Below are 16,069 nucleotides of genomic sequence, written 5' to 3'. Positions count from 1 at the left end.
TAGGTGCAGCATGACCGACCGCCGAACTTCTCAGACGTCAGGTCTCATCGTCGGTTTTCTCTCTCTCGGGCTTATCACCACGCGTCTTGCCGGCCGCCGTGCCGGTTTCCGGCGGCTCGTCTGGCAATCGCACCGGTTCGAGCTCCATTTCCGGAGGCACTCCCTTTCGGATTGGCATCGGCTTGTCGGCTCGCTGGTCGTCTTTGGGATTGCTCATCATCGAAATCCTTTCGTGCCGCCGGCTCAACTAGCTACGCTCGGCAAGGTTCCGCACAATCGGGAGACTATGTGATGGCGTATCGCATCGCCAACTCCATTCGCCCGGATCCGACACCAAAGCGGAAGCCGACGAAGAACAAGGATTATCTGGCGTTCATCCACGAGCTGCCGTGCTGCGTCTCCGGCCGGTACGGAGTCGAGGCTGCGCACCTGTCTTGCACGGCGCCTCGGTATGGCCACTACGGCCGCGGAAAGGGTAGCAAGGTCTCCGACCGTTGGGTTCTGCCGCTTCACCCGGACGAGCATCGCCGCCAGCACGACATGAACGAGGAGCGCTTCTGGCGCGCCGCCCGAATTAATCCGCACGTTCTGGCGCTGACGATCCACGGTCTGTGGACCGATATGGGCGCGGATGCGGCGCCGTTCGCCACCGCAATCATTAATCAGACGCTGGCCGATGCCGGCGCGCTCAGGTCGAGGGAAGAGGTATGAGGGAATTGGTAGAGAAGATTGCCCAGGTTGCGAATGCCGTTGGCTGGCAAGCGAGTGAGCCGGCCATGGACCTCGCCGGACAGATCGTTTCTGTCCTCGCCGCGAACCCCGAGCACATCGACCGCTTCATGAGTGAAGGCGCCGAGCTCTTTCTCGACGGCACATTCAACGCCGAAAATGGATGCCTCACCTATCGCTCGATCGGTGGCGACATCCTGAATCCGTCAGTTCTCCGCCAGCGGAAGGGAATGCAGCAATGAGCGAGAATGAATTGAAGCCATGTCCCTTTTGCGGACGCCCACCGCACGCCACGAAAGAGATCCGTTCGGCAAGCCTCGCGGCTCTCATAATGTGCAGCGAGAACGGTTGCGTCACAATGGCCGGTGCTACTCTGCCCGATGCTATTGCCGCATGGAACCGGCGTGTTCCCGCTATAGGTGAAGGGAGCCGCGTGGAGGATGAGGCCGCAGAGATCATCCGAGGCTTCCTGTCATGCCCTGAGATCGCAGATTGCGCGCCAGAGGATTTGGACAACGAGACGAGAGACCTTGAGCGCCGCGCCCGTCGTTTCCTTACAGCCTCACCAGAGAGACGAGACGCGTCGAAGCCATTTGCTTGGCACACCGTCGATAAGCACGGATGCGACTATATCAGTCGCAACGAGCAGAACCTTCGGGCTATTGCTGCCGATGTTGGCGGACAGGTCACGTCTCTATTCGCCTCCCCGCCAGACGGCGAGTTGGTGCGGATGCGGGAAGCGATCGACAAAGTTCTAGCCGCCGAGGAGGAATTCAGGGACATCATGCCGGCAGACCGGGAAGGCGACCCCTTATCCGATGCGGTATCGGAACTCCGCGCCGCCCTTTCCTCGAAGGAGGCGAAATGAGCCTTCCCTACTCCAACACCACCTCCGGCCGATCGGCTATGGACGATATCCGCAAGACGATCCAGGCATTCGGCTGCTCGAAGTTCGCCCCGATGGAAGACTTCGCCGAGGGCAAGGTCATCATCCAGTTCGAGTATCGCGGCCGGGCGGTGCAGGTTTCCGCCAGCGCCAAAGGCTATGCAGCCGCGTGGCTCAAAGAGAACCCATATTCTAATCGCATGCGGATGACGAAAGTCGAGCACGAGCGCCGCGCTCTCGATAAGGGCCAGATCGCCGTCTGGTCGATCCTCCGCGATTGGATCAAGGGCCAGTTGACGGCCGTCGAAACCGGCATTTTATCATTCGATGCCGCATTTCTCGGGCAGATCCTATTGCCGACCGGCGAGACCGTTCACGAGCGTATTGCCTCGCAAGGGGTTCTCGCCGCGCCGAAGGAGGCAGAGTGATGGCCGACACGCTCGACATGTTCGCAACCGAGACGAAATCCTCGGCTATCCTTTCGGAATGCGGTGCCTACCGGTACCGCCTCGAGCGGCAATGGGACGGCGACAAGCCAAAGATCGCTTTTCTCATGCTGAATCCGTCCACGGCCGACGCCAGCCAAGATGATCCGACGCTTCGCCGGTGCATCGGCTTCGCGAGGGCTTGGGGCTTTGGCGGCTTGATCGTCGGCAACCTCTTTGCCCTTCGCTCGACCGATCCGAAGGCCCTTTACGATCACCCTGATCCAATCGGGCCCGACAACGATCAGCACATTCTTGCGATAGCCAAGAGCGCCCGTAAGATCGTTTGCGCGTGGGGAACCCACGGAAATCTTCATGACCGCGGTCGCAAGATTGCCGACCGGCTCGAATTCTTCGATCTAGTCGCGCTGAAAGTGACAGCAGACGGGCAGCCAGGCCATCCGCTTTACCTCGCTGCCGACACCCAACCCAACTCGTATTTTGCGCCATGACAGTTACACCCGACCTTACCACCGCCAGCCCCGCCACCCGCGAATACTACGCCCTCCCGGAGCACATCCGCACGGCGGCAGAGGCAATCGCTGGCCCGCCGCGTCCGATGACCCATATCGAAATCCTTCTCGCGGTCGGGATGGCAATCGCAAATGAGCAGGAAGCGGCGAAGAGAGGCGAAAGATGAGAGAACGTCGCCAATCCCTTGTTCCCCCAGGCAGTTGGCCGCCTCGCATGTCCGCTGACATGGCTGCCGGGTACTGCGGGGAGAAGCACGTCGAGGATTTCCTCGAGCGCGTCGGAACGACCTATCCCAACCCGCGCATCGTTGACAGCACGCGACGGAAGTTCTGGTATCGTGAGGATCTGGACCGGGCAATGAACCTCGGCACATCGACGATGTCCTCAGGATTGGGAGCGAAGTTCCGTGAGAAGATCAGGGAAAAGCGGAACAGTGGAACTGCCTAAACACGTACACCGCGTCATCAAGCGACGCGCCAACGGTTCGCAGACCGTCTACACCTTCTACACGAGGTTCCGAAATACGAAGGAGGCGTGGCCGTCGATCGCCCTGCCCGAACCACTTGAGAAGGAGTTCTCCGAACGCCTGTCTATCTGCGAAGCCATGGCCCGCGATGAAAAAGGCTTCCTGCTGGACGGTAAGCGGCTACCGGATCTCAAGAGCAAAGAGTTTTGGCCTGAGGCCACGAAGGCGCACGAAGCATTCATCCGCCGGGGCCGTCAGGGCATCAAGGACTTCAAGTTGCTCGTCGAAGCATTCCAGAGCGAGACGAACCCCTTCTGGACTAAGCTCGCGGCTTCCACCAAGCGCGGCTACAGAACCTCTGGCGACATTATCAAAGAGACGTGGGGAGACGACCTCCCCGTCGACTTGACGACGGTGGACGCGCAGGACGCGATAGACGCCCTCGGAGAGACGCCAGCGAAGGCAAACCAGTTTCGAGCATTCCTGTCCCGCCTGATGGCGTGGGGCGCCTCACGCGGCTACTGCAAGACGAACGTCGTGGAGATGACGGAAAAGATACCGGGAGGCGAGCCGTGGGTGCCGTGGCCGAACTGGGCATTTGAGATCCTGTTGGAGCACGCACCGTTCCATATGCAGTTGATTGCCATGTCGGCATTCTTCACCGGGCAACGCCAAGGCGACGTGCTGGCTATGACGAAGCCGAAGGCCGGCGAGAATACAATCGCGGTGCGGGCGCAGAAGACGGGAAACACGGTCTGGATTCCAATCCACTTCGCCTACCGGAAATGGATAGACCGCGTGCCTACGTCCGATAGCGTGATGCTGCACGCCGGAGCTCGCGCCACGTCATACAAGAGCGCCGACGGTTTCCGGACCGAATGGCAGAAGCTCATGGCGAAGGACGCGTTCAAGCCGTTCCGGGAAAACCGCATCGTCTTCCACGGTCTGCGCAAGAACGCTGTGATCAATTTGCTGGAGGTTGGCTGCACGGAGAACCAGGTGGGAGCGATCTGCAACATGTCGGCGCAGATGGTGCAGCACTACGGCCGAGAGGTGGCTCTGAGGAGCCTCGCGAAGGACGCGATGAAGCTCATGGAGTCGCGCTGGAGCGAGATCGAGCCGGCCGCTTTCAGGAACAAGAACGGAACGTGAATTGGAAACCGTTTCCAATTTCTTGGAAACCAGTCATCCGGAAATCCCGGACACCTTCGAAATTGTGGAATGATTTCAAGAGGTTTTTGGTGGGTGATCACGGGCTCGAACCGTGGACCCGCTGATTAAGAGTCAGCTGCTCTACCAACTGAGCTAATCACCCGACCGGAACCGCTTCGCTGCGGTCTGGTGGGGCGTATAATGGCGTTCGCCGGGCTTGTCCAGCGCCCTTTGCAAGTTTTCTGCAAAAATTTCAGCGCGGTGCATTCGTGCGTCCTTCGCCGCCACTTCAGACCGTCAACTCCCCTTCGGCAACTTTTATGGCATGGCCGCCTATCCGCGCGCTCGCGATCTTGCCCTCCGCGATGTCCAGATGCAGATGAATGAAGGAAGGGCGGCCCATTTCGACCCCCTGCTCGATCAGCATGGGGTGGTGGCCATCGACCAGGCCGTCGAAGAAGTTGATGGCGCCTGAAAGAGCGGCCGCGGCCGAGCCGGTTGCCGGGTCTTCGACGAGGCCCATGCCCGGGGCGAACATCCGGGCATGAAAGCGGGCTGTATGATTGATGCCACCGCGACAGTAGAGATAGGCTGCAGCGAGCCGGCCCTCGGCAAGCGGTGCCAGGTGCTCCCAGCGCTGCGGATCGAATTCCACCGAAGCCGCCGCGCCGACGTCATGAAGGGGCACCATGACGAAGGGAACGCCGGCGCTCCAGAACGACGGCACATGATTTTCAAAGCCGACCTGAGTGGTCTTGAGCGCAAGTGCGTCGGCGATCTCCTGCCGGTCCAACTGCGCGTGGAGCCGGATCGGTTTGCGCGGCAGGTCGAATTCGGCGAAGGTCGCCGCTCCCGGCTTCAGCCTGACGGCAGCGCGGACCGGCCCCACGCTTTCTTCCAGCACCTGCATCAATTCGAGCGCACTGTTGGCCTCCCCGTAGGCCGCTTCCGCAATTGCTACGGCCGCTCCGACTGTCGGGTGTCCGGCGAAGGGCAGTTCGTGTGCCGGCGTGAATATCCGAAGCCGGGCGGAATGGGCGGCGTTGCCGGGCCGCAGGATGAAAACCGTTTCGGAAAGGTTGAACTCCTGGGCGATCGCCTGCATGGCTTCCTCGGCAAGCCCCTCGGCCCCGAACACCACTGCCAGAGGGTTGCCCGCCAGCCGTTTCTCGGTGAAGACATCGTAGATCGCGTAACGCCGTGCCATACATGTCCCCTTATTGGTCCGGGTCGTTGTGGATTAGGTCCGGGTAGCGCGGTATTACGAAGATCCCGTCTGCCGACGCCGCGACTTCGGGTCAAAACTCTGCTGTGCCGCACCGCTCGCGACCTTGCAACGCCAGCGCCCCGGCGGCAAGGCAAAATGCCGGCGGCGACGTTCCTTCACGCCATCTGCTGCCCGCGGCTACGCGCAAAAAGCCATTCAAGTATGGGTGGAATGAACGGCGGATAATTATGTGCGGTCGGCTCTGGCCCCCGGATCGCCACCGCCTCGTCGATCTCTGGATGGGGATCGGCAGCAACATGCGCCGCCACCCGGGCAAGGATTTCCTCCGCCGTGGCCGCCAATCGGAAAACGCGGAAAACGGTAAGGGTGCCATCCATGCGGATGGCGTGCCAGCCCGGTTCTGCGATCGCCTCGGAAAGCGAGATGCCGGTTTCCTCCATGACCTCGCGCGCGATGTTGCGCCCGACGTCGCAGCGCCCGTCGATGATGTCCTCCGGCTCCAGCGAACCGCCGGGGCTATAGACCCGGCCCGGATTGGCCGTGTGCGCACCCATGCGGATGGCGATCAAAGCGCCGTCCGAAGAGACGAGCATCGGCATGCCGAAGATATGGCTCGCGCCCGCTGCCCTCGTTTTCCGCCACCAGAGAAAGGTCGAATAGGGAACGATATGGGCCCGGGCGCTGATGCGCCCGTCCGTGATCCGGACCGCTCTCTGCAGCACCATCCGGCCGTCGAAAAGGTGTGGGTTCGCGGCGATTTCCCGCCGCCAGCTTTCGCGCGCCCGATCCGCCTCTGCCAGATGGAACGGATGGGGCTCGGGCGAGACCTCTATATCGATGTCCGAGACCGGGAAGATCGTCCCGTCGAGAGGCCATTGCCCCTGGCTGGTTTCCAGTAAGGTCATCTTCAAATATCCAAGGTCATTACAACAGGGCAATGGTCGGAGGCTTTCGGACGGTCCCAGCCGGTGCGCGGATAACGCTCGACCTCCTGCCCCGCGGGAAAGATCGTGCGATAGGGCTGCCCGGAACGGATGATTTCAGGCAGCCGGGCCGCGTTGCGGCGCGCCAGCTCCGGCGACAGCCAGATATAGTCGAGCTGGCAGAGATGCCGATCATCCGGCCCCCGGCTATGGAAGAGCGTCCAGCGGTCGAGGACCGGCCGGCGCAGATTGGGATTTTCGACAAAACCGTCGTGGCTCAGGATGTCGAGCGCGCTCGTCATCTCCTCATGCGGCACGAATTCATAGCCGTTGCGCCGGTCGCCCAGCACCTTCACCTTCTCCTGATAATCATTCATATCGCCACAGATGGCGAAGACTTTGTCGGCCGTATGTCCGCGGCCGAAGCGGCGTTCGATGATATGGCGCACGGCCTTCACCTCCGCGACACGCACGGCCATCGTCGCCTGCCGGCCGTCGAGACCTTCGCGCGCCGGCCCCATGGATTTGAGATGCACCACATAGAGGGTCAGCGGCCTCCCGCCGATTCTCACATCCAACTCGAGGCAATCGCGTTTGAAGATGCGGTCGCGGGGCCGGTTCGTAAGTGCCAGTTCGTCGTTGAAAAGGTCGAGATCCTCATAGGTGAGCGCAGCGTGGCTCTTTACCTCCAGGCACTCGATCTTCTGGCCGTCGCGGGTCTCCTCCCGCATCAGCACGGCGACATCTATGCCGCGGGAGTCGTTGCCTTCGATCAGATATTTCTGGCGATAACCGTTGCCGGCCATGCGAAACAGATAGCCATATTCGAAGGCCTGCAGCGCCGCCATGTTGTCGGCCTCCTGCAGGCAGAGAATATCGGCGTCGCAATCGGCAATCGCCAGCGCCGACATCTGCCGGGTGTCGTCCGTATGCGCGATCGTGCGCGCCTCTTCCAGACGCTGGTATTCCGCCTCGCTGCGAACGTCGAAGAGCCGCAACACCCGATCCTGCTTGAGCTGGTTGCGAAAGCCGGAAAAATCGAAGCGGCTCATGAGGTTTTCGATATTGAAGGTGGCAAGGCGAAGCGACATCAGGGGCAATTCCACATTGAATTGCCGCGGAGATTAGAGCGGGACGAGCAAGAGTGTAAAGCTGCAGATTGTGCCGCGCGCGAGCCCTCCGCGGCGTCGCCGTCCGCCGGGAACCTTGCGATGAGCCCGTGCGCGGCCTTGGCCGCTATCGTCTTACCGCCACCACCTGGGCCCGGCTGAAATAGGACAACTGCACGCGACCCGACTGGTTGCCGCCGATAAGACGTGCGGTCGATTTGGACATCTGCGACAGGACGCCGACGTGATAGCTCCGTCCGGCTCTGACGACGACGACGTCGCCCGGCTTTGCGTAGGACAGCTTGACGGGCGCACCGAACCTCAGCCACGAGCGGGCGATGCCATAGCTCTTCGGTGGCTGCCGGCCGGATTTCCGGGCAACCATCCCCATGAAATGGCCGCACCAGGGCGTACGGGCCGGATTGATGCCGAGAGCGGCGCGCAGGCGCCTGTTGTTCTTCACCTCGTGCAGCCCGGCATATTGCTGGGCCTGGGTGAGCATTCCCGCTGATGCGGTGTCGGGTGACGTAAGCGCAAGAAATGCTGCAGTCAGAAGCGCGACAACCTTCATGAGTTGGTCTCCCTCACGGCGCTGCGCGTCCAATCAGACGCAAAGTCGCCGTAGCACCTGGTTTTGCCGCATCTTCCGGATTGACTTCGATCCAAAAGATGCAGCCGGCGCGGACGGCGTCATGCCGGCCTTCGCCTGCCTCTTCGTCTCCGTCCATCGCAAGAAGTTCGCCCCTTCCGCAGACGCGCACATGCACGCGCCGAGCCGCTCCGCATTCGGGAATGCGTCCCGATCGCAGATGAAGATGGCTCCGGAATCAAAGGGCTAGAGCGTCCTCCACCGAGGCGTGCAGCAACGGCCGCGCCCAGCGCCCGTTAAAGGCGCCAAGGCCGCATGCCTGGATCGCTGCACGGTCCGCCCGTGAGCGGTACCGTGTCGGCAGCCGTCAAGGCTGCACTACGCCTTCGGCACAAAGCACAAAGGACTCTCTAGCGCTTTGAGGCTGCACATGACCGTCTCCGAAAACCGAATATGGATTTTCAGCGCGGTGTTGCAGCCGGCCCGCGAATTGCAATGGCCGTGCCCCCAACCTGATGGCGTTCGCTTTGCGAGAGTTCGAAATTCCCCTGCCAGCCGGTGGTCAGCAGTCGAAAACTTGCCGGCTAGGTGAAGCGAAATTGTGGCAAAGACCGCTTGTCTTGCGCATTTGGCGTCGATTTCTTCGCCGATTCGCTACTGTGGCCCGAAATTGGCGCGTTTTTGCCTATCGGTCGGCGGCTGTTGACCCTTATCCCGCCCCGGCGGCCAGCATGACGGCCTCGCGTCGCTGCTTTCAGGATCAGCGCACCAGACGAATGGCGCCCGGATAATTGAAATGGGTATTGGCAAGCTCCTTGCTGCAATCCATCTTGAAAGTGCTGTTGCCGATCAGCGTGATCTCCTGTGCGATCAATCTGATGCACTCACCGCTGGTCGTGCCGTTGCCGGCATATTGGAGCTCGCCGGCGTCGGGCAAATAGAGGATCCCCGTCAAAGAGGATTTGCTGTTGCCGTTGATGACGGCTGGTGCGGCGTTGCCGTGCTCTGCAACGATCGAGAAGCCGGCCCAACTGCCCTCGAGCGAAGGCGAGATATTGAAGGTGGCGCCTCCATTGATCCTGAGTTCCGCATCGTTGATCAGGAAAAAGGTCACGCCCTGACCGCTGACGACCGTCTGGCTGCCGAGTTCGAGCCGGCCGCCGTCGATGATGTAATTGCCCGCCTGGAGTGCGACTGCTCCTTTCAGATCCAGGCCTCCGTAGGTACCGGGTTTCAGCGTCACCACATAGCCGTCGGCATTTTTCGGTGTCTTTCCGGTGCCGTTGCAATCGCCGTTGCCGCCGCCTCCGGCGACGTAGGCCTGACCGCAGCCGGAAAGATCCGTCCAGCCCGAAGGCCTGGGGAGCACCTTGCTCGCAAATGGATCGGGTATGCGCGGCGATCCCTCCACGGCGGCCTCGCAGGCGAGCTGTACCGCCTGCGGCGAGCTGTAGAGGCCGCCCGCCGCGTAAAGACACTCGGCTTTGAGCTTGCCTGAGCCGCCGATATAGATCGACTGATCGTCGTCGGAGTTCGAAAGGACCGCGCATCCCGTCAGATCGGCAATTGCGCTGCCGCTGACCTCGAATGCCCGGTCTGCCGTGTGATGAAGCGCAAGAATGCAGGCCTCCGCCCCGGAGGCGCGCGCGGCAATCGCCAGGCGCCGGATCTGGAGCGGCAGGCGCTCGAGGAAGAGCGGCTTGTGGTCCAGCACGAACTCGGCGGTAGCGGTATCTTCATTCACATTGCGCGTGAACTTTACGGACAGCGCCTGCGTGGACGGCTCCGTGGCGACGGCCAGCGCGTCGACGACGCTCTCCTGCGGCAGCGTATAATTGCTCCAGAAGAACTTTTGCGCCGCGGCGTAGGCCTCGTCCTCGGTGGCGCCCTCGCCATAGGCCCGGACCGAGCCGAGCGCGGCCGCATCGAGAGCGCTCTGGATTTTCTCCGCCTCCAGGTAAGCCCCGGCGAAGTCGATCGCCAGCGCAGCCGCGCCGATAATCGGAACGAAAGCGATCGCGCCCAGAACGGCGAAGTTGCCGCCTCTGTCGCGCACCAATCTTCTCAGATGCAGGCGGAACGTCGCGGCCCTCATAGCCTTCCCTCTCAGCAGCCCCACCGCAACACATAAGCATTAACTAATTTTAAGATCGTTACCAAACACGTTCGGGTTTTATGAAATCTTTAAAGGAATGGCGGGAGACCTCGACTTCCATCGCGACAAATCCCGGAAGCGCTCGGTTGTACCCGCTCTTCAAGCCGCCTGCTGCGCAAGAATCGGTCGTAGTTCGTAACAAATCGCCCTGAAAAGTTACTGGACCAAGGCCACCGATCTCGTCAAAACTAACGGTGCAATCAGGGAAATGATTTCAGTAGCAATTTAGATCGGAGCTCCCTTCGGGGTGAACGCCGATTGCGAGGATTTACCCGGTCGAGCTCGCGGCAGCCCCCGGGCGGAGAGTGATGGATATGCCCGGGGCGTCTGGCAGCCGGGTGTGATATTGCCGCCGGGAAAATAGAGAGATTGAAATTTTCGCCGCAATTTACCAGGACCCGCTCGCTGACGGCGGGCCCTGGTTTTGTATGGGCGCTCCTGGCGCCGGGTCATTTCCGCGGCGCCGTTCAACGCCGCAGCAAGCGCGTCAGCCATAGAGATATTCGGGCAGCCAGAGCGTCATGCCCGGCCAGATATACATCATGATCATGCAGAGAATGACGATGAGCATGTAAGGCATCATGCCCGCGAATATCTGGTTGAGGGTAACCTGCGGCGGCGACACGCCCTTGAGATAGTAGGCCGACATCGCAACCGGCGGGGACAGGAACGCAGCCTGCAAATTGACGAAGACGAGCACGCCCCAGAGGATCGGGTCGATGTCGAAATGGTGGAGCATCGGCAGAAAGATCGGCACGAAGATGATGATGATCTCGGTCCATTCGAGCGGCCAGCCGAGAATGAAGATGATCGCCTGAGACAGGATCATGAACTGCACCGGCGTGAGATCCAGCGCGAGAACCCATTGCTCCACCAGCGCCTGTCCGCCGAGGATCGCGAAAACGGCGGAGAAAAGCGCCGACCCGACGAAGAGCCAGCAGACCATGGCGGTCGTCTTCGCGGTCAGGAACACCGCTTCCTTGGTGCGCTGCCAGTCGAGGGTCCGCGCCTGGAGCGCCAGCAGGAAGGCACCGGCCGCGCCGACGGCGGCGGATTCCGTCGCGGTGGTTATGCCGAACAGGATCACCCCGAGCACCACCACCGTGAGGATTGCGAGCGGCATGACGGAGGAAACGAGGAGCTTCACCACCTGCAGCCGTTCCGCCGTCATGTTGCGGTAGTAGCGCAGCAGCGCGAAGACGGCGATTGCGGCGGCAAGGCCGAACCAGACGTAGAAGCTCGTCGCAGGGCCGCCAGCCGCTGCAGGCCCGGCATCGGCTACCGGCGCGCCGAGCTCTTCCAGCCCCTCCGGTGCTTCGGTCGCGGCCGCCTGTTGATGAATGACGACATACCACCAGAGAAGCCAGAGCGTGGACGCCGTCAGCAGAAGCGGGAAGAGCGCCGCAGCAAGGTTCTTGACGAGTTTCCAATAGGTGAGCCGTCCCTCTTCCCCTTTGATCCCGAGCGCGCGTGATGGCGAGACGAGCGCTGCGAGAAGACCGGCGAGCATGTTGGGTGAATAGACCTCTGCGAAATGCTTCATCCATGGCGGCACCGGGACGCGCGTCTGTTCCTCGGGCAGACTCGGAGCGATCTTCGGATTGAGCATCGCCCAGCCGAGGACATAGGCGAGATAGAGGAGCGCCAGAAAGAAGCCGGGAAACATCGTCGCCGCATAAAGCTTGACCACCGACTGGCCGGCGACGGCCGCATAGACGATGATCATCACCGATGGAGGGATCAGGATGCCCAGCGTGCCTCCGGCGGTGATGACGCCCGAGGCAAGCTTCACATCGTAACCGGCCCGCAGCATCGGGTTCATGGCGATCACCCCCATCAGCACAACCACGGCGCCGACGAGGCCGCTGGCGATGCCCCAGAAGGTGCAGACGATGAGCGTTGTCACCGCGAGCGATGCCGGAACGCGCCGGAATGACAGCTGTATGCTGTAGAACATCTTGTCGACCAGCGCGCCGCGCTCCATCACGTAGCCCATCAGCACGAAAAGCGGGATGGAGATCAGCACGTCATTGGTCATGGCGCCGTAGGTGCGCTGGACCATGAGATCGAAGACGCGATTGTCGATCCAGGGTTCCACCGGATTGTAGAAGGCGTAGAAGCCGAACAGCATTCCGAGACCCATGAGGGTGAAGGCCGTCGGAAATCCCATCATGATCACGACCACGATGAGGCCCAGCATCGTCAAACCAAGAAAAGGTTCACTCACCGCTCTCCCCCTCCGAGGCCGCGCTGCCGGGCCGCCCTGTCGATATCCTGCGCGCGTTCGATGGCAGCTTCACGCGTTTCCTCGTCCAGGTGCTCGCTATGGGCAAGCTGCTCGGCGACGACATCGATCTCTTCGACGTCCTTCAGCCGCGCCGGCCACGCCCCGGTTCTAAGACAGACGATGCAGCGCAGGATCTCCGCCAGTCCCTGAAGAATGACGAGTGCGCCTGCGATCGGAATGACCGTCTTGAAGTAATAGATCGGCGGCCCTTCGGCGGTCACCGTCGAGTGCTCGCCGATCCGCCATGACAATGCGGCATAGTCGTAGCCTGCATAGATGAGGGCGGCGATCCCGGGCAGGAAGAAGAAGATGTAAAGGATGAGATCCAACGCCGCCTGCGTGCGCGGCTTCAACGAACTGTAGATGAAATCACCGCGCACATGCGCGTTCTGCGCCAGGGCATAGGCGCCCGCCAGCATGAAGAGGCTGCCGTAGAGCATGTTGCTGGCATCGAAGATCCATGCGGTCGGCATGTTCAGGATATAGCGTTTGAAGACTTCACCGCAGACCAGCATCATCAGACCGATGATCAGCCACGCCGCCGCCTTGCCGGTCCAGACGCTGATGGCGTCGATCCTCATGAGCAGATGCTGAACGTTCACGCGCACCCCCGGGATGGCCAGGTCCTGACCGTACATCACCGGCCCCGCGCCGGTGATGTGCTGGATCGGATGAAGTCAGAGCGACTTGGCGACCCCGTCTCGCCCGAAATAGTGGTCGAAGGCCATCCGCCGGTTGACGACGGTATCCTGCTCCCAGCGTGTCGCGCGTTCGGCAAAGGCGATCTGGGACTGCAGAACCTCCTTGAACACCGGATTTTCCGCCGACTTCTTCTTCACCACCTCGTCATAGACTTCGAGTTGCCGCTTGAGGATTGCTTCGGGCGTCTTGTAGAACTTGACCTGATCGGCCGTCTGCATCTCGCGATAGTCCGTGGAGTAGCGGTCGATCGCTTTCCAGGCCATGTCCGCCGACGCCGCGTCCACCGCATTGGTTATGATTGCCTTCATCTGGTCCGGCAGGCCGTCGAACTTTCCTTTGTTGAACAGGATCTCGAATGTCTCGGCATTCTGATGATAGCCCTGCAGCATGCACACCTTGGAAACGTCGGGAAAGCCGAGCAGGCGATCGGATGAGGCATTGTTGAATTCCGCCGCGTCGAGCAGACCGCGGTCGAGTGCGGCGACGATCTCGCCTCCCGGCAAGGCGTTGACCGCTGCGCCGAGCCCTGTGAACACATCGATCGAGATACCGACGGTGCGGAACTTCAATCCCTGCAGGTCCTCGGCCTTGGCGACTGGCTTCTTGAACCAGCCCAGCGGCTGTGTCGGCATGGGCCCGTAGGGAAACGACACGACATTGGCGCCGATCGACTCGTAAAGCTTGGCGAGCAGGTCCCTGCCGCCGCCGTATTTGTGCCAGGCCAGCATCATGTTAGCGTCCATGGCGAAGCCGGGCCCCGATCCCCACAGCGCCAGCGCAGTCTGCTTGCCGTAGTGATAGACCATCACGCCGTGGCCCCCATCGAGCGTTCCTTCGGAAACCGCGTCGAGCAGTCCGAATGCCGGCACGACGGCACCGGCCGGAAGCACCTCTATCTTGAGGTCGCCACCAGTCATATCGTTGACCTTCTTTGCGAAGTCGAGCGCGAACTCGTGAAAGATGTCCTTGGACGGCCACGTGCTTTGCCAGCGCATGCTGACCGGCCCTTGTGCCCTCACGATGCTCGGCGCTGCAGCCATGGCCGCCCCGGCCGCTGCGGCGCCGCGGAGAAATTTGCGGCGCGATGGCCCCCCGCTTTCGGCTTTGTGTTTCATGCTTTCCTCCCAAGGCTGCGCGCGAACTCCCTCCCCTTTTGGGAGCGGACTTTTTCGCGGGCATTCACAATCGCTGAAGAGGCACAAGCATCGTCTGGAGACGCGCTGCGCCCCGATTTTTTTCTTGCTGCAGGAGAGAATACTCCCGAATGCGCCCCTCGCAAAGATTGCAGGGAACGAGCGGAGAACGCTGCCAGTCGGATGCGGAAGGGAATAGTATGGCACAGCGTTCTGTCTCACTGCGAGAGCGGCCGATCTCTTCGGGAGGGCATGGCATGACTACCGTTCCGCGAAACCTGATCGTCATCACCATGGCCGGTGCGCTTATGGCCGGCTGCGCCGGCGTTTCGGCCCGAAATGCGGCTCGCACGACGGGCCTGGTCGGCTACGGCCCGAATCCGACTTTGCCGAAGCCGAACCCCACGGTGATCCCGACCGTCAACATCGCCGACGCAAAAGGCTGGCAGGAAGGCGCCACGCCGACACCCGCAAAAGGGCTGAAGGTGAACGCCTTCGCTGCGGGCCTCGATCACCCGCGCTGGCTGCATGTACTGCCGAACGGCGACGTGCTGGTGGCCGAAACCAATGCACCGGCCAAGCACGACGAAGGCTTCAGCCTCAAAAAGGCATTCATGAAGCTGGCGATGAAACGAGCGGGTGCCGCACCGCCAAGCGCCAACCGGATCACGCTTCTGCGCGATACCGACGGCGACGGTATCGCCGATCTTCGCAGAACCTTCGCGGAAGGCCTCAATTCTCCCTTCGGCATGACGCTTTCCAAGGGCAAGCTCTATGTCGCCAATACCGACGCGCTCGTCGCATTCCCCTATTCCCGCGGTCAGACTCGCCTGGGCACGCCGGAAAAGATCATCGACCTGCCGTCGGGAAATCTCAATCACCATTGGACGAAAGACGTGATCGCGAGCCCGGACGGACGAAAGCTCTATGTCACCGTCGGCTCCAACAGCAATGTCGGGGAAAACGGCATGGCTGCGGAAAAATATCGCGCGGCCGTTCTGGAGGTGGACAAGGCAAGCCGCCGCACCCGGGTCTTCGCTTCGGGCCTGCGCAATCCCAACGGCCTGTCCTGGAACCCGGAAAGCGGCGAGCTCTGGGTCGCCGTCAACGAGCGTGACGAGCTCGGCGACGATCTCGTTCCGGACTACATGACCTCCGTCAGGGACGGCGCCTTCTATGGCTGGCCCTACAGCTACTTCGGTCAGAATGTCGATACGCGCGTCAAGCCGCCGCGCCCGGATCTCGTGGCGAAGGCGGTAAAACCCGACTACGCTCTTGGTTCGCACACCGCTTCGCTGGGGCTGACATTCTCCGAAGGCGCATCGCTCGGGCGCGCCTATGCCAACGGTGCCTTCGTAGGCCAGCACGGCTCCTGGAACCGCAGCGTGCACAGCGGGTACAAGGTGATCTTCGTTCCCTTTTCCAAGGGCAAGCCGAACGGCCGACCGAGAGACGTCCTCGCCGGCTTTGTCAGCCGGAGCGGGAAGGCGATGGGCCGGCCGGTCGGCGTTGCGATCGACGAGCAGGGCGCCCTACTCGTCGCCGACGATGTCGGCAATGTCATCTGGCGCGTCAGCCGTAGATAGCGGTCTTCGCCCCGATAGACTTGCCGCTTCCCCATTGCTACTCTCCCACTCGAGGCGATCGCAATGCGATTTTTCATGGAGTCCGCGGCTCTTTGGAGCGGACCGGAAAGTACGCACGAATTACCGCTCACACATGTTCAACCGATCGGTATTTTCGCTCACGAC

The 16,069-nt window shown here is 61.6% G+C and carries 18 protein-coding genes and 1 tRNA gene; 9 read left to right on the top strand and 10 right to left on the bottom strand.

What is annotated here, in order from left to right; translation table 11 throughout:
- Window positions 1–37: 37 nt before the first annotated feature.
- Window positions 38–217 carry a hypothetical protein gene (locus BHD07_RS28345; protein ID WP_338283971.1) on the bottom strand — a complete coding sequence of 60 codons (180 nt, stop codon included), beginning with the start codon at window positions 215–217 and terminating at the stop codon, window positions 38–40.
- Window positions 218–291: 74 nt separating this feature from the next.
- On the opposite strand from BHD07_RS28345, the gene BHD07_RS28340 reads away from it, so the two are divergent.
- The 8 genes from BHD07_RS28340 to BHD07_RS28305 are packed head-to-tail and all read left to right on the top strand — an operon-like array spanning window position 292 to window position 4,192.
- Window positions 292–711: a DUF968 domain-containing protein gene (locus tag BHD07_RS28340; RefSeq protein WP_338283970.1), complete on the top strand. Its 420-nt coding sequence runs from the start codon at window positions 292–294 to the stop codon at window positions 709–711.
- The gene (locus BHD07_RS28335; protein ID WP_338283969.1) at window positions 708–971 is read left to right on the top strand and encodes a hypothetical protein; all 264 of its coding nucleotides are present in this window, start codon (window positions 708–710) and stop codon (window positions 969–971) included. The genes BHD07_RS28340 and BHD07_RS28335 overlap by 4 nt, the downstream gene beginning before the upstream one ends.
- Complete coding sequence (locus BHD07_RS28330; RefSeq protein WP_338283968.1) at window positions 968–1,597, top strand: Lar family restriction alleviation protein; 630 nt, start codon at window positions 968–970, stop codon at window positions 1,595–1,597. Before BHD07_RS28335 ends, BHD07_RS28330 begins: the two co-directional genes overlap by 4 nt.
- The gene (locus BHD07_RS28325) at window positions 1,594–2,043 is read left to right on the top strand and encodes a hypothetical protein (RefSeq protein ID WP_338283967.1); all 450 of its coding nucleotides are present in this window, start codon (window positions 1,594–1,596) and stop codon (window positions 2,041–2,043) included. The genes BHD07_RS28330 and BHD07_RS28325 overlap by 4 nt, the downstream gene beginning before the upstream one ends.
- Window positions 2,043–2,552, top strand: coding sequence for a DUF1643 domain-containing protein (locus BHD07_RS28320; protein WP_338283966.1), 510 nt, complete (start codon window positions 2,043–2,045; stop codon window positions 2,550–2,552). The genes BHD07_RS28325 and BHD07_RS28320 overlap by 1 nt, the downstream gene beginning before the upstream one ends.
- The gene (locus tag BHD07_RS28315) at window positions 2,549–2,740 is read left to right on the top strand and encodes a hypothetical protein (RefSeq protein ID WP_338283965.1); all 192 of its coding nucleotides are present in this window, start codon (window positions 2,549–2,551) and stop codon (window positions 2,738–2,740) included. Before BHD07_RS28320 ends, BHD07_RS28315 begins: the two co-directional genes overlap by 4 nt.
- A 47-nt stretch (window positions 2,741–2,787) precedes the next feature.
- The gene (locus tag BHD07_RS28310) at window positions 2,788–3,021 is read left to right on the top strand and encodes a hypothetical protein (RefSeq protein WP_164828699.1); all 234 of its coding nucleotides are present in this window, start codon (window positions 2,788–2,790) and stop codon (window positions 3,019–3,021) included.
- On the top strand, window positions 3,008–4,192 hold the full coding sequence (locus tag BHD07_RS28305) for a hypothetical protein (RefSeq protein WP_338283964.1): 1,185 nt from the start codon (window positions 3,008–3,010) through the stop codon (window positions 4,190–4,192). Before BHD07_RS28310 ends, BHD07_RS28305 begins: the two co-directional genes overlap by 14 nt.
- Before the next feature lie 87 nt (window positions 4,193–4,279).
- Here BHD07_RS28305 and BHD07_RS28300 read toward each other — a convergent pair.
- From BHD07_RS28300 to BHD07_RS28260, 9 genes are all read right to left on the bottom strand, one after another.
- Window positions 4,280–4,355: transfer RNA gene (locus BHD07_RS28300), tRNA-Lys, on the bottom strand.
- A 126-nt stretch (window positions 4,356–4,481) separates the two neighbouring features.
- The gene (locus tag BHD07_RS28295; protein ID WP_338283963.1) at window positions 4,482–5,399 is read right to left on the bottom strand and encodes a PhzF family phenazine biosynthesis protein; all 918 of its coding nucleotides are present in this window, start codon (window positions 5,397–5,399) and stop codon (window positions 4,482–4,484) included.
- Between the two features lie 176 nt (window positions 5,400–5,575).
- Window positions 5,576–6,325: an NUDIX hydrolase gene (locus BHD07_RS28290; RefSeq protein ID WP_338283962.1), complete on the bottom strand. Its 750-nt coding sequence runs from the start codon at window positions 6,323–6,325 to the stop codon at window positions 5,576–5,578.
- Window positions 6,326–6,327: 2 nt separating this feature from the next.
- Window positions 6,328–7,434, bottom strand: a complete 1,107-nt coding sequence (locus BHD07_RS28285; protein ID WP_338283961.1) for an endonuclease/exonuclease/phosphatase family protein — start codon at window positions 7,432–7,434, stop codon at window positions 6,328–6,330.
- Between the two features lie 145 nt (window positions 7,435–7,579).
- A complete protein-coding gene (locus tag BHD07_RS28280) occupies window positions 7,580–8,023 on the bottom strand; it encodes an NlpC/P60 family protein (RefSeq protein WP_100674869.1) in 444 nt (147 codons plus the stop codon).
- Between the two features lie 778 nt (window positions 8,024–8,801).
- A complete protein-coding gene (locus BHD07_RS28275; RefSeq protein WP_338283960.1) occupies window positions 8,802–10,136 on the bottom strand; it encodes a TadE/TadG family type IV pilus assembly protein in 1,335 nt (444 codons plus the stop codon).
- Window positions 10,137–10,683: 547 nt separating this feature from the next.
- The gene (locus BHD07_RS28270) at window positions 10,684–12,423 is read right to left on the bottom strand and encodes a TRAP transporter large permease (RefSeq protein ID WP_275599866.1); all 1,740 of its coding nucleotides are present in this window, start codon (window positions 12,421–12,423) and stop codon (window positions 10,684–10,686) included.
- Entirely contained in the window at window positions 12,420–13,121 is a 702-nt protein-coding gene (locus BHD07_RS28265) for a TRAP transporter small permease subunit (RefSeq protein ID WP_338283959.1), read from the bottom strand. The genes BHD07_RS28270 and BHD07_RS28265 overlap by 4 nt, the downstream gene beginning before the upstream one ends.
- A gap of 39 nt (window positions 13,122–13,160) precedes the next feature.
- A complete protein-coding gene (locus BHD07_RS28260; RefSeq protein WP_275597723.1) occupies window positions 13,161–14,300 on the bottom strand; it encodes a TRAP transporter substrate-binding protein in 1,140 nt (379 codons plus the stop codon).
- Window positions 14,301–14,575: 275 nt separating this feature from the next.
- Between BHD07_RS28260 and BHD07_RS28255 the strand changes: the two genes are divergently transcribed.
- A complete protein-coding gene (locus BHD07_RS28255) occupies window positions 14,576–15,904 on the top strand; it encodes a PQQ-dependent sugar dehydrogenase (RefSeq protein WP_338283958.1) in 1,329 nt (442 codons plus the stop codon).
- Window positions 15,905–16,069: the final 165 nt, after the last annotated feature.

Source organism: Sinorhizobium sp. KGO-5, from assembly GCF_036245905.1.
In the GTDB taxonomy this organism is placed as follows: Bacteria; Pseudomonadota; Alphaproteobacteria; order Rhizobiales; family Rhizobiaceae; genus Sinorhizobium; species Sinorhizobium meliloti_A.
Note: the sequence above shows the minus strand (reverse complement) of the source record. Positions and strands in the feature narration are given on the sequence as shown.

Excerpts from the sequence above, each read along its gene's own strand:
- BHD07_RS28345 (WP_338283971.1), bottom strand. The coding sequence starts at position 217 with ATGAGCAATCCCAAAGACGACCAGCGAGCCGACAAGCCGATGCCAATC.
- BHD07_RS28340 (WP_338283970.1), top strand. The coding sequence starts at position 292 with ATGGCGTATCGCATCGCCAACTCCATTCGCCCGGATCCGACACCAAAG.
- BHD07_RS28335 (WP_338283969.1), top strand. The coding sequence starts at position 708 with ATGAGGGAATTGGTAGAGAAGATTGCCCAGGTTGCGAATGCCGTTGGC.
- BHD07_RS28330 (WP_338283968.1), top strand. The coding sequence starts at position 968 with ATGAGCGAGAATGAATTGAAGCCATGTCCCTTTTGCGGACGCCCACCG.
- BHD07_RS28325 (WP_338283967.1), top strand. The coding sequence starts at position 1,594 with ATGAGCCTTCCCTACTCCAACACCACCTCCGGCCGATCGGCTATGGAC.
- BHD07_RS28320 (WP_338283966.1), top strand. The coding sequence starts at position 2,043 with ATGGCCGACACGCTCGACATGTTCGCAACCGAGACGAAATCCTCGGCT.
- BHD07_RS28315 (WP_338283965.1), top strand. The coding sequence starts at position 2,549 with ATGACAGTTACACCCGACCTTACCACCGCCAGCCCCGCCACCCGCGAA.
- BHD07_RS28310 (WP_164828699.1), top strand. The coding sequence starts at position 2,788 with ATGTCCGCTGACATGGCTGCCGGGTACTGCGGGGAGAAGCACGTCGAG.
- BHD07_RS28295 (WP_338283963.1), bottom strand. The coding sequence starts at position 5,399 with ATGGCACGGCGTTACGCGATCTACGATGTCTTCACCGAGAAACGGCTG.
- BHD07_RS28290 (WP_338283962.1), bottom strand. The coding sequence starts at position 6,325 with ATGACCTTACTGGAAACCAGCCAGGGGCAATGGCCTCTCGACGGGACG.
- BHD07_RS28285 (WP_338283961.1), bottom strand. The coding sequence starts at position 7,434 with ATGTCGCTTCGCCTTGCCACCTTCAATATCGAAAACCTCATGAGCCGC.
- BHD07_RS28280 (WP_100674869.1), bottom strand. The coding sequence starts at position 8,023 with ATGAAGGTTGTCGCGCTTCTGACTGCAGCATTTCTTGCGCTTACGTCA.
- BHD07_RS28275 (WP_338283960.1), bottom strand. The coding sequence starts at position 10,136 with ATGAGGGCCGCGACGTTCCGCCTGCATCTGAGAAGATTGGTGCGCGAC.
- BHD07_RS28265 (WP_338283959.1), bottom strand. The coding sequence starts at position 13,121 with ATGTACGGTCAGGACCTGGCCATCCCGGGGGTGCGCGTGAACGTTCAG.
- BHD07_RS28260 (WP_275597723.1), bottom strand. The coding sequence starts at position 14,300 with ATGAAACACAAAGCCGAAAGCGGGGGGCCATCGCGCCGCAAATTTCTC.
- BHD07_RS28255 (WP_338283958.1), top strand. The coding sequence starts at position 14,576 with ATGACTACCGTTCCGCGAAACCTGATCGTCATCACCATGGCCGGTGCG.